This is a genomic window from Pseudomonas sp. FA117 (assembly GCF_057370475.1).
Genome location: NZ_CM170675.1, coordinates 1,897,814 through 1,909,356, shown reverse-complemented (window position 1 = coordinate 1,909,356; position 11,543 = coordinate 1,897,814). Strand labels below are relative to the sequence as shown.

At 62.8% G+C, this 11,543-nt stretch carries 11 protein-coding genes; 8 read left to right on the top strand and 3 right to left on the bottom strand.

The window, feature by feature from the left end; genetic code table 11:
* Positions 1-40 precede the first annotated feature (40 nt).
* The gene (locus AC1TXO_RS08980) at positions 41-1,735 is read right to left on the bottom strand and encodes a ShlB/FhaC/HecB family hemolysin secretion/activation protein (protein ID WP_486405976.1); all 1,695 of its coding nucleotides are present in this window, start codon (positions 1,733-1,735) and stop codon (positions 41-43) included.
* 249 nt (positions 1,736-1,984) lie between these two features.
* Positions 1,985-2,338 carry a hydroxyisourate hydrolase gene (uraH, locus tag AC1TXO_RS08975; protein WP_054893660.1) on the bottom strand — a complete coding sequence of 118 codons (354 nt, stop codon included), beginning with the start codon at positions 2,336-2,338 and terminating at the stop codon, positions 1,985-1,987.
* 400 nt (positions 2,339-2,738) lie between these two features.
* Between uraH and puuE the strand changes: the two genes are divergently transcribed.
* The 7 genes from puuE (at position 2,739) to AC1TXO_RS08940 (ending at position 9,773) form a co-directional block, all read left to right on the top strand.
* The gene (puuE, locus tag AC1TXO_RS08970) at positions 2,739-3,665 is read left to right on the top strand and encodes an allantoinase PuuE (RefSeq protein ID WP_486405975.1); all 927 of its coding nucleotides are present in this window, start codon (positions 2,739-2,741) and stop codon (positions 3,663-3,665) included.
* Positions 3,665-4,180: a 2-oxo-4-hydroxy-4-carboxy-5-ureidoimidazoline decarboxylase gene (gene uraD, locus AC1TXO_RS08965; RefSeq protein WP_486405974.1), complete on the top strand. Its 516-nt coding sequence runs from the start codon at positions 3,665-3,667 to the stop codon at positions 4,178-4,180. The genes puuE and uraD overlap by 1 nt, the downstream gene beginning before the upstream one ends.
* Positions 4,181-4,286: 106 nt before the next feature.
* Positions 4,287-4,790, top strand: coding sequence for an ureidoglycolate lyase (locus AC1TXO_RS08960; RefSeq protein ID WP_133331566.1), 504 nt, complete (start codon positions 4,287-4,289; stop codon positions 4,788-4,790).
* Between the two features lie 56 nt (positions 4,791-4,846).
* The gene (locus AC1TXO_RS08955; RefSeq protein ID WP_486405973.1) at positions 4,847-6,166 is read left to right on the top strand and encodes a urate hydroxylase PuuD; all 1,320 of its coding nucleotides are present in this window, start codon (positions 4,847-4,849) and stop codon (positions 6,164-6,166) included.
* Between the two features lie 191 nt (positions 6,167-6,357).
* Entirely contained in the window at positions 6,358-7,713 is a 1,356-nt protein-coding gene (locus tag AC1TXO_RS08950) for a nucleobase:cation symporter-2 family protein (RefSeq protein ID WP_486405972.1), read from the top strand.
* Positions 7,714-7,850: 137 nt separating this feature from the next.
* Positions 7,851-8,636: an outer membrane protein OmpK gene (locus AC1TXO_RS08945; protein ID WP_486405971.1), complete on the top strand. Its 786-nt coding sequence runs from the start codon at positions 7,851-7,853 to the stop codon at positions 8,634-8,636.
* 354 nt (positions 8,637-8,990) lie between these two features.
* Complete coding sequence (locus tag AC1TXO_RS08940) at positions 8,991-9,773, top strand: outer membrane protein OmpK (RefSeq protein WP_486405970.1); 783 nt, start codon at positions 8,991-8,993, stop codon at positions 9,771-9,773.
* Positions 9,774-9,854: 81 nt separating this feature from the next.
* On the opposite strand, the gene AC1TXO_RS08935 is transcribed toward AC1TXO_RS08940, so the two are convergent.
* Positions 9,855-10,769: a DUF808 domain-containing protein gene (locus tag AC1TXO_RS08935; RefSeq protein WP_486405969.1), complete on the bottom strand. Its 915-nt coding sequence runs from the start codon at positions 10,767-10,769 to the stop codon at positions 9,855-9,857.
* 131 nt (positions 10,770-10,900) lie between these two features.
* Between AC1TXO_RS08935 and AC1TXO_RS08930 the strand changes: the two genes are divergently transcribed.
* The gene (locus AC1TXO_RS08930) at positions 10,901-11,512 is read left to right on the top strand and encodes a TetR/AcrR family transcriptional regulator (protein WP_486405968.1); all 612 of its coding nucleotides are present in this window, start codon (positions 10,901-10,903) and stop codon (positions 11,510-11,512) included.
* Positions 11,513-11,543 lie beyond the last annotated feature (31 nt).

The following is an 11,543-nucleotide window of genomic DNA, read 5'->3' as shown; positions in this document are numbered from 1 at the left end:
AAGGGGCAGCGATGTCACAGGTAATGGGTAGGGCCGACGCTCAGAAGAAGGCGTCGACGCGGAAATAGATCGGGTGCTCGCGGCGGGTCACCGCATCGGGCCGCTCCAGCGAACGGGCAAAGGTTGCACTGGCAGCGAAGTACTGGCCGCGCACATTGAACTCCAGGGCATTGCCACTCAGGCGCCCATGGTCCTTGCCGTTGCCATGCTGGCCCTTGATCACGCCGGCGTCGTAGGCGAACGCCATGCCGTATTCGCGCAACCAGGGCTGCAGCGCAGCCCAGGTGACCGGCCGACGCCAGCGCAACTGGTTGCGCCAGTAGCCGCCGCTGTCGCCGGTGAGGGTCTGATCCTTGAAGCCACGCACCGAGGTCAACCCGCCGACACTGATGCGCTGGGCGCTGTAGAGCGCGTCCTCGCTGCGCTGGCCGGTGGCCAGGCTGTCGAAGCTGAACTGCTCGCCCCACAGCTGGAACGGCTGCAGGTAGCTCAGGGTCAGGGTGTACTTGTTGTAGCGCGACACCGGTTCGTTGCCATGGGGGTCGCCTGCGCCCTGGGCGTCGAGGGCACCGATGCCCTGCTGCCAGCCGGCATCGAGGTTGACGAAGGCATTGCCGATGCGTCGGCCGTGGTTGACGCCAAGCTGACGCTCGGTGATGCGGGTGCTGGAGACATCGATCAGGGTGTCGTCAAGGTAGTTGCGCGCGCGCAAGTGGCTCACGCCGATGTTCACCGCCGTCTTGCTCAGGCTGTCGCGGTGGATCACCCGTTCGGCCTGGAACTGGTGCACGCTGTTGTCGCCGTCGAGCTTGAAGGGAAAGCCGCTGGAGGTGTCGCGGGTACGGTAGTAGTTGTGGTTGTAGCTGTAGTTGAAGGTCCACCAGCCCCACGGCAGGCTGTAGTTCAGGCCATGGCTGTCGGAATGGCGCCAATGGTCGCTGACCACATCACGCCCGCCCCTGAGGCTCAGCTGATCGGCCAGGCCCAGCGGGCTGTCCCATTCCAGCCCCAGGTTCATCTGTTGCTCGCCGCTGCTGGCATCACCATTGTTGTGGCGGCTGGCCGAGACTCGCCAGGGTTTGTCACGCTGGCCCTTGAGCTGCACGCGGCTACCGCCGACTTCCTGGCCTGGCACCAGCTCGACTTCGACCTGACGCGACGGCAAGCGACCAAGCTGGTCGACCATCTGCTCCATATCCCGCAGGTTGAGCACTTCGGAGACCTGGCCGGGAAAGGTCATGGCCATTTCCCGTGGGCTGGCGAGCGCTGAGCTGTCCAGGCCTTCCAGGCGCCCTTCGACGATGATGATCTGCAGGATGCCCGAACCCAGGTCCTGCTGCGGCAGGTAGGCACGGGTGGTCAGGTAGCCACGGTCGATGTAGTGATCGGTGATGCGCTTGAGCAGGCCGTTGAGCTCACCCACCTGCAGGCACTTGCCTTCATAGCCCTCGACCAGTGCCTGGCGTTGCCGCTCGCTGAGCAGGGTCGCACCTTGCAGCTCGACGCTGCGGATCTGGAAGCACCGCCCTTGCTCCGAGGGCGCCACAGGGGCTTGTGGGGCCTGCTTGCCGGGCAATTGCTGCAGTTCCTCAAGGCGCTTGCGCTGCTCTTGCAGAAGATTTTCCTGACGGTCACGAATCAGGTCGCGGTCGCCGGGAGACTGGAACGGGGCAGCACTAGCCAAAAGCGGCAGAAGCGCAAAGCCGGTCGCCAGCGCACGGAGGAAGAGGGGCATGCAAGTAATCCGTCACTTGAGAACTGATCGCATCACTGCGAAAGGGTGCGCAGGATACAAGAGCAGAACCGCGCCATCAATGCGCCACTTAGTGCTTTGCGACGAACGCTGATACGTTTCCGTGTTTGGAATAGCGAAGGGATGCGGGGCGGGGGGATCGGGCGGGGTTTCGGACAATTGCTACAGAATGAAAAAAGCCCGCCAGTGTGATAGCGGGCAAAGACCTACGAAGATTCTTCTAGCGCCCAATTAGCTCCCGCGATAAGTCGAATAACTGTAGGGCGAGATCAACAGCGGCACGTGATAGTGCTCCTGCCCTTCATCGATGCCGAAGCGCAGCACCACGACATCGAGAAACGCCTGGTCAGGCAGTGCAACACCCTTGGCCCGGTAGTAGTCCCCGGCGGCAAACTGCAACTGGTAGACACCGGTGCGGTAGTCATCGCCCTGCAACAAAGGCGCATCGACGCGACCATCGCTGTTGGTCAGTGCGCTGTTCACCAGCTCCAGTTGCTGGCCTTCGACACGGTACAGCTCGACCTTGATCGAGCTGCCCGGGCAGCCGTGAGCGGCATCCAGTACGTGTGTGGTCAAACGTCCCATTTGCTTGTCGCCTCTTGTCGTTTGCATGGGCAGAAAATACACGGCATGCACCAACACGAGGCTGACGAAATGCCGGAATGGGCTCATTAAGACACTTTCGATTCAGATTGTACACAATTTTTTGAACCCCGCTGCGCACCGCTCATGGCAGGCCTTCCGAGCATGAGCATTCGTCGCAAATACAGGGCCTGTGCAGCAGGCCGAGGTATTATCTGACCGATCAGGCAGGTTTCTTGCAGTGCTTTTCCAGCCTGAGTTTGAGGCGACAAGTGGGAAGAAATGCGGAAAAACGGGCTTACAAATGGACAAATAAGTTGTATACAATCACTCCATCCGGTGCCTGCGACAACCCGCCGCGGTCCGCCCACCACCCGCACCAACGTACATAAGGAAGACTGCAGTGAGCGCTGACTATCCTCGCGACCTGATCGGTTACGGCAACAACCCACCTCACCCGCAATGGCCGGGCAACGCCCGCATTGCCCTGTCTTTCGTGCTCAACTACGAAGAAGGTGGCGAGCGCAACATCCTGCACGGCGACAAGGAATCCGAAGCCTTCCTCTCTGAAATGGTCGCCGCCCAGCCGCTGCAGGGCGTGCGCAACATGAGCATGGAATCGCTCTACGAATACGGCAGCCGCGCCGGGGTGTGGCGCCTGCTCAAGATGTTCAAGGACACCGGCGTACCGCTGACCGTGTTCGCCGTGGCCATGGCCGCCCAGCGCCACCCCGACGTGATCCGCGCCATGGTCGATGCCGGCCACGAGATCTGCAGCCACGGCTACCGCTGGATCGACTACCAGTACATGGACGAGGCGCAGGAGCGCGAGCACATGCTCGAGGCCATCCGCATCCTCACCGAACTGACCGGCGAGCGCCCGCTGGGCTGGTACACCGGCCGCACCGGCCCGAACACCCGGCGCCTGGTGATGGAGGAAGGCGGCTTCCTCTACGACAGCGACACCTACGACGACGACCTGCCCTACTGGGAAGCGAACAACCCCACCGGCAAGCCGCACCTGGTCATCCCCTACACCCTGGACACCAACGACATGCGCTTCACCCAGGTGCAGGGCTTCAACTGCGGCGAGCAGTTCTTCCAGTACCTCAAGGATGCCTTCGACGTGCTTTACGAAGAAGGTGAGCACGCCCCGAAAATGCTCTCCATCGGCCTGCACTGCCGCCTGGTCGGCCGCCCCGCGCGCCTGGCCGCGCTCAAGCGCTTCGTCGAGTACGCCAAGAGCCATGAACAGGTCTGGTTCGCCCGTCGCGTGGACATTGCCCGCCACTGGCACGCCACCCATCCGTACAAGAAAGAGAACGCCTGATGACCGCTTTCAACACCCTCAAGCCCTCGACTCTCGGGCGTGATGCCTTCGTCGCCGCCTTCGCCGACATCTACGAGCACTCGCCGTGGGTTGCCGAAAAAGCCTACGACCTGGGCAACCTGGGCGAGCTGGACGAGATCGAGGTGCTGCACCAGCGCATGAGCGACATCCTGCTCAGCGCCAGCCACGCCGAGCAACTGGCGCTGATCAACGCGCACCCGGACCTGGCCGGCAAGGCGGCGGTGCAGGGCGAGCTGACCGAATCGAGCACCCACGAACAGGCCGGAGCCGGTATTCACCAGTGCACGGCCGAAGAGTTCGCCCGCTTCACCGAACTCAACGACGCCTACAAGGCAAAATTCCAGTTTCCATTCATCATGGCGGTCAAGGGCAGCAACCGTCACCAGATCCTCGCGGCCTTCGAAAAGCGCATCCACAACGATGTCGATGCCGAATTCAAGGAAGCACTGGCGCAGATCAACCTGATCGCCCTGTTCCGCCTGCTGCAGCTTTGAGGACCAGACCCGGGACTGGCCCGAGTGCGTGACGCGACCGCACCCAGGGCCTGCCCGAACGAGGTCCGCCCTACATACCGATAACGAATACAGAAGAGATAACCGCATGCGTACCCTGATGATCGAGCCCCTGACCAAAGAAGCCTTCGCCCCGTTCGGTGACGTGATCGAAACCGATGGCAGCGACCACTTCATGATCAACAACGGCTCGACCATGCGCTTCCACAAGCTCGCCACGGTCGAGACCGCCGAGCCCGAAGACAAGGCGATCATCAGCATCTTCCGCGCCGACGCGCTGGAGATGCCGTTGACCGTACGCATGCTGGAGCGCCATCCGCTGGGCAGCCAGGCTTTCATTCCGCTGCTCGGCAACCCCTTTCTGATCGTGGTCGCGCCAGTTGGCGATGCACCTGTATCAGGTTTGGTCCGAGCCTTCCGCAGCAACGGCAGGCAGGGCGTCAATTACCATCGCGGCGTCTGGCACCACCCGGTGCTGACGATCGAAAAGCGGGATGACTTCCTGGTGGTTGATCGCAGTGGTTCCGGCAACAACTGCGACGAGCATTACTTCACCGAGGAACAGATGTTGATCCTCAATCCCCACCAATAAGAAAAGGTCGGTCATCCTGGGTCTTGGCCTGTCGGTGACCGGCAGAGGTACATACTGTGGAAGCACACCTTCACGAATGGCTGAACCTGAGCATTCGCTGGGTTCACATGATCACCGGCGTGGCCTGGATCGGTGCATCGTTCTACTTCGTCTGGCTGGAGAACCACCTGAATCGAAGCAACCCGCGCGATGGGTTGTCAGGTGATCTCTGGGCCATCCATGGCGGTGGTATCTACCACCTGGAGAAATACAAGCTCGCACCACCGAAAATGCCCGAGAACCTGCACTGGTTCAAATGGGAAGCCTACTTCACCTGGATGTCCGGGATCGCCTTGCTGTGCGTGGTGTTCTACTGGAACCCAACCCTGTACCTGCTGGCACCGGGCAGCACCCTGAGCGGCGCCGAAGGCGTGGCCATCGGCATCGGTTCGCTGGTGGTCGGCTGGTTCGTCTACGACTTCCTCTGCGACTCACCACTGGGCAAGCGCCCTGCCCTGCTCGGCGCCGTGCTGTTCGTGCTGATCATCGCGGCGTGCTGGGGCTTCAGCCTGGTGTTCAGCGGGCGTGGTGCGTACCTGCACACCGGCGCGATCATCGGCACCATCATGGTCGGCAACGTGTTCCGCATCATCATGCCGGCCCAGCGCCAGCTGGTGGCAGCGATCGAGAACAACCAGACCCCCGACCCGGTACTGCCGGCCAAGGGCCTGCTGCGCTCGCGACACAACAACTACTTCACCCTGCCGGTGCTGTTCATCATGATCAGCAACCACTTCCCGAGCACCTACGGCAGCCAGTACAACTGGCTGATCCTGGCCGGGATCGCAGTGGCTGCGGTACTGATCCGTCACTATTTCAACACCCGCCACGACAGCAACAAGTACGCCTGGACCCTGCCTGTGGGTGCACTGGCGATGATCTGCCTGGCCTATGTGACCGGACCCAAGCCGCTGCCGACCTCGCCCGAGCAGGCTGCTGCGAAGATCGAGTACCAGCCGCTGCCAGCCACTGCAGTCGGCGGCAAGACCGCTGCCGAGCTGCGCGCCGAGGAAGCCGCCAAGGCTGCCCAGGCGCCCGCCGAAGCACCGGCCCAGGCCAGCGCCCAGGCAGCACCCGGCAACTTCGAGAAGATCCACGGCGTGATCCAGGAACGCTGCACCGTGTGCCATTCGTCCAAGCCGACCAGCCCACTGTTCAGCGCCGCCCCTGCCGGCGTGATGTTCGATACCCCGCAGCAGATCCAGGCCCAGGCCGCGCGCATCCAGGCGCAGGCGGTGGCCAGCCAGATCATGCCGCTGGGCAACATCACCCAGATGACCGTCGAGGAACGCAAGCTGGTCGGTGACTGGATCGCCAAGGGCGCGCCGGTCAACTGACCCCCCACCGTGGGAGCGGGCGTGCCCGCGAAGAGGCCGGTCCTGCCGGCCTCGCTTCCAATGAAACACCGCAACAAGCAAGCATCGAGCGTTCGGCCCCATCCGGGAACCCCAGGCCCTTCAAGCGAAGTGCCTGCCGCCTGGAGCCGCCCGCTTGGATCCGAGAATAAAAACAAAACTCGAGGTGCTGCATGTCCGAGTCATCCAAGGCGTACATCCCCGTTGCGCCGCCACGACAGCCCCTGCCCCTGTTCCAGCTGATCCTGGTGGGCCTGCAACATGTCCTGCTGATGTACGGCGGCGCCATCGCCGTGCCGCTGATCATCGGCCAGGCCGCCGGGCTGTCCCGTGAAGAAGTCGCCTTCCTGATCAACGCCGACCTGCTCGTGGCCGGTGTCGCTACCATCATCCAGTCGTTCGGCATCGGCCCGGTGGGCATCCGCATGCCGGTGATGATGGGTGCAAGCTTCGCCGCCGTCGGCAGCATGGTGGCCATGGCCGGCATGCCCGGTGTGGGTTTGCAAGGGATCTTCGGCGCGACCATCGCTGCCGGGTTCTTCGGCATGCTGATCGCGCCGTTCATGTCCAAGGTGGTGCGCTTCTTCCCGCCGCTGGTCACAGGCACCGTGATCACCTCCATCGGCCTGTCGCTGTTCCCGGTCGCGGTCAACTGGGCCGGTGGCGGCCAGCAGGCGGAAACCTTCGGCTCGCCGATCTACCTGATGGTCGCCGGACTGGTGCTGGCGGTGATCCTGCTGATCAATCGCTTCATGCGCGGGTTCTGGGTCAACGTCTCGGTACTGGTGGGCATGGGCCTGGGCTATGTGCTGGCCGGCTCCATCGGCATGGTCGACCTGTCGGGCCTGAACGAGGCCCCCTGGCTGCAGGTGGTCACGCCGCTGCACTTCGGCATGCCGACCTTCAGCCTCGCGCCGATCCTGTCGATGTGTCTGGTGGTGGTGATCATCTTCGTCGAGTCCACCGGCATGTTCCTGGCCCTGGGCAAAGTGACCGACCGGGAAGTGACGCCCGGCATGTTGCGTCGCGGCCTGCTGTGCGATGCCGGCGCCTCGTTCGTGGCCGGTTTCTTCAACACCTTCACCCATTCTTCCTTCGCCCAGAACATCGGCCTGGTGCAGATGACCGGCGTGCGCTGCCGCTATGTCACGGTGGTTGCCGGCGCCCTGTTGATCCTGCTCAGCCTGCTGCCCAAGGCGGCCTTCCTGATTGCCTCGATTCCGCCTGCGGTACTGGGCGGCGCATCCATCGCCATGTTCGGCATGGTCACCGCCACCGGCATCAAGATTCTCCAGGAAGCCGACATCAGCGATCGGCGCAACCAGTTGCTGGTCGCAGTCAGCGTCGGCTTCGGCCTGATCCCGGTGGTGCGTCCGGAGTTCTTCGCGCAGATGCCGCAATGGATGGAACCCATCACCCACAGCGGCATCGCCATGGCCACGCTCAGCGCCCTGGTGCTGAACCTGCTGTTCAACATCCTCGGCGGGGCCGAACGCGCGGCCCACAACGAGGCCTGTCACCCGCATTGAGTCAGCGGGCGGCGCCCTGGCCGCCCGTCTCATCCAGGCAGTGAAACGCAGTACCGGCGGCCCACGGGAGCGGGCCGTCCGGGGCGCCTGCGCGCCGAAGAAACCTCGAACAACAACAAGAACACGGGAATCAGCACATGAAGCGCACCACCTCGTCCCTGTTGCTGGGCAGCAGCCTGCTGGCCACCCTCCCCGCCTCTGCGGGGGAATGGCTGCAATGGCACGGTGAAAGCCTCACCTACCTGTACGGCAAGGACTTCAAGGTCAACCCGGACATCCAGCAGACCATCACCTTCGAGCACGCCAACAAGTGGAAGTACGGTGACACCTTCCTGTTCATCGACAAGATCTTCTACAACGGCAAGACCGACGCCAGCAAAGGCGTGAACACCTACTACGGCGAATTCAGCCCACGCCTTTCGTTCGGCAAGATCCTCGACCGCAAGCTGGCTTTCGGCCCGGTCAAGGATGTGCTGCTGGCCATGACCTACGAGCGTGGCGAGGGGCTGAACGCAGCCTACCTGATCGGCCCCGGCTTCGACCTGGACATCCCCGGCTTCAACTATTTCTACCTCAACATCTACCTGCGCAACACCGAGGGCAGTCGCCCCGGCGACAACGTCTGGCAGTTCACCCCCGGCTGGTCGTACACCATCCCCCTGGGCCGCTCCGACATTCTGATCGACGGCTACATGGACTGGGTGACCGACAACGACCAGACCCGCCGCGGCACCTACCACGCCAACCTGCACTTCAACCCACAGGTGAAATACGACCTGGGCAAGGCCCTCAACCTGGGTGCCAAGCAGTTGTATGTGGGGTTCGAGTACAGCTACTGGAAGGACAAGTACGGCATCGACAGCCGCGGCAATCTGCAGAGCAACCAGAGCGTGGCCAGTGCGCTGGTCAAGGTGCATTTCTGAGAACCTGACCGAACGCCCAATTTTGCATCACAGCGCTCCAGGACGGAGCACTTGAGGACCGGCGCGCAAGCCAGTAATCTGCGCGCCCCCTCGCTCAGGGCAGGCCGGATCCTGCCCGCGTTTACTGACCGCTCAGTCAATGAATTCGGGCGGTTGGTCGATGTTGCGCCAGCCAGAAACACCCATTTCATCCGTTCAGAACGACGTCGAGCAGGATGGTTGTGACCAACCCGGAAAGTTGGCGCAGCACTTGCCAGAGAGCTGTGGCCAACCCGAAAAAATTGACCCGAAAGACAAGAAAAGCGCCGACACGAGCGCTGACAGCAACATCCAATCAAGGGAGCGACACACGCAATGCGCATCATCAACAGCCTGATCCTCGCCGGCGGCCTGCTCGCCTGCGGCACCGGCTTCGCCGGCGACCTGCTGCAGTGGCAGACCAACAGCCTGACCTACCTGTGGGGCAAGAACTTCAAGGTCAACCCCGAGACCCAGCAGACCGTCACCTTCGAGCATGCCGATGCCTGGAAGTACGGCGACAACTTCATCTTCTTCGACAGGATCTTCTACCAGGGCAAGAAGGACGCGAACAACGGCCCGAATACCTACTACGGCGAGATCACCCCGCGCCTGTCGTTCGGCAAGATCTTCGACCAGAAGCTGGAGTTCGGCCCGGTCAAGGACGTGCTGCTGGCCATGACCTATGAGTTCGGCGAAGGCGATACCGAAGCCTACCTGATCGGTCCGGGCTTCGACCTGGCGATCCCTGGCTTCGACTACTTCCAGTTGAACTTCTACCAGCGCACCACCGATGGCAGTCGCCCGGGCGATCACGTCTGGCAGATCACGCCGGTCTGGTCCTATACCATTCCTGTAGGTTCCTCCAACGTGCTCATCGACGGCTACATGGATTGGGTGGTCGACAACGACGAGAACAGCCGTGGCAGCTACCACGCCAACCTGCACTTCAACCCACAGGTCAAATATGACCTGGGCAAGGCGTTGCACCTGGGCGAGAAGCAGCTGTACGTCGGTATCGAGTACGACTACTGGAGCGACAAGTACGGGATCAAGGACAGCGACGCCTTCACCACCGACCAGAACACCATGAGCTTCCTGGTCAAGGTGCACTTCTGATCGATTGGCACGGGGCAAGGATTTGCCCCGTGCCAGACGCAGGCTTGCAGGAGCGTTTCGTGGCGGCAATCTGCCCGGCAATCACGCCGCCGGCCGCACAGCCCGCCACAACTTGCCAACCACACTCACCACCGCCAGCACCACCGCCCCGGCTACCACTCCCAGCACGCCGTTGATCAACGCCCCGGTCAGTGCCCCGCCGCGCCCGTCGGCAAAGGCCTCGATGGCATGGTGCAACGGCGCGATGCCGTGCACGAGAATGCCACCACCGACCAGGAACATGGCCGCCGTGCCGATCACCGACAGGCTCTTCATCATGTAGGGAGCCGCACGCAGGATGCCATTGCCGACCGCCTGGGCCACGGCCGAAGCCTTGCGCGTCAGCCACAACCCCAGGTCATCGAGCTTGACGATCCCCGCCACCAGCCCGTAGACCCCCAGGGTCATGACCACGGCAATGCCCGACAGCACGATGATCTGCTGGGTCAGCGGTGCATCGGCCACCGTGCCGAGGGTAATGGCGATGATTTCGGCGGAGAGGATGAAGTCGGTGCGCACCGCGCCCTTGATCTTGTCCTTCTCGAAGGCGACCAAATCGACATTCGCATCGGCCACGGCCTCCTTGCGCGCGGTGTGTTGCGCCTGATCCTCGTCCTGGCTGTGCAGGAACTTGTGCGCCAGCTTCTCGAAGCCCTCGAAGCACAGGTAGGCACCGCCGAGCATCAGCAGGGGGGTGACCGCCCAGGGGATGAACGCGCTGATCAGCAAGGCCGCCGGCACCAGGATCGCCTTGTTCAGCAGCGACCCCTTGGCCACCGCCCAGACCACCGGAATCTCCCGCTCGGCCCGCACCCCGGTGACCTGTTGGGCGTTGAGCGCCAGGTCGTCACCCAGCACGCCTGCGGTCTTCTTCGCCGCGACCTTGGTCATCAGCGATACGTCGTCCAGCACCGTGGCGATGTCGTCGATCAACACCAGTAAGCTGCTTCCTGCCATGTCGTTGTGTTTCCAATGATTGCAAAGGACCGATTCTAGCCCAAGGCCGTTGCCTTGAGCCGCTCTCCGGGCCGGTGCTACCATGCCCGATCGCTATTAGAGGCGGCCAGTCACAGGAAGATTCATAGACCATGAGCACGATTCGCGAGCGCAACAAGGAACTGATCCTGCGCGCGGCCAGCGAGGAATTCGCCGACAAGGGCTTCGCCGCCACCAAGACCAGCGACATCGCTGCCAAGGCGGGGCTGCCCAAGCCGAATGTCTACTACTACTTCAAGTCGAAGGAAAACCTCTACCGCGAAGTTCTCGAGAGCATCATCGCGCCGATCATGCAGGCCTCCACGCCGTTCAACGCCGACGGCGATCCCAAGGACGTGCTCAGCGGCTACATCCGCTCGAAGATCCGCATCTCCCGCGACCTGCCGCACGCCTCCAAGGTGTTCGCCAGCGAGATCATGCACGGCGCCCCGCACCTCTCGCCAAGCCAGGTGGAACAGCTCAACGAGCAGGCACGGCACAACATCGAGTGCATCCAGCGCTGGATCGAGCGCGGCCAGATCGCGCCGGTCGACCCGCATCACCTGATGTTCAGCATCTGGGCGGCGACGCAGACCTACGCCGACTTCGACTGGCAGATCGCGGTGGTCACCGGCAAGGCCAAGCTGGCCGAGAGCGACTACGACGCCGCCGCCGAGACCATCATCCGCCTGGTGCTCAAAGGCTGCGAGCCCGAGGCCGCCTGAGCCGGCAACCGCAACGCAATCCCTGCAGGGG

Coding starts and splice junctions, on each gene's coding strand:
- AC1TXO_RS08980 (WP_486405976.1), bottom strand. CDS start 1,735: ATGCCCCTCTTCCTCCGTGCGCTGGCGACCGGCTTTGCGCTTCTGCCG.
- uraH (WP_054893660.1), bottom strand. CDS start 2,338: ATGGGACGTTTGACCACACACGTACTGGATGCCGCTCACGGCTGCCCG.
- uraD (WP_486405974.1), top strand. CDS start 3,665: ATGACCGCTTTCAACACCCTCAAGCCCTCGACTCTCGGGCGTGATGCC.
- AC1TXO_RS08960 (WP_133331566.1), top strand. CDS start 4,287: ATGCGTACCCTGATGATCGAGCCCCTGACCAAAGAAGCCTTCGCCCCG.
- AC1TXO_RS08950 (WP_486405972.1), top strand. CDS start 6,358: ATGTCCGAGTCATCCAAGGCGTACATCCCCGTTGCGCCGCCACGACAG.
- AC1TXO_RS08945 (WP_486405971.1), top strand. CDS start 7,851: ATGAAGCGCACCACCTCGTCCCTGTTGCTGGGCAGCAGCCTGCTGGCC.
- AC1TXO_RS08940 (WP_486405970.1), top strand. CDS start 8,991: ATGCGCATCATCAACAGCCTGATCCTCGCCGGCGGCCTGCTCGCCTGC.
- AC1TXO_RS08935 (WP_486405969.1), bottom strand. CDS start 10,769: ATGGCAGGAAGCAGCTTACTGGTGTTGATCGACGACATCGCCACGGTG.
- AC1TXO_RS08930 (WP_486405968.1), top strand. CDS start 10,901: ATGAGCACGATTCGCGAGCGCAACAAGGAACTGATCCTGCGCGCGGCC.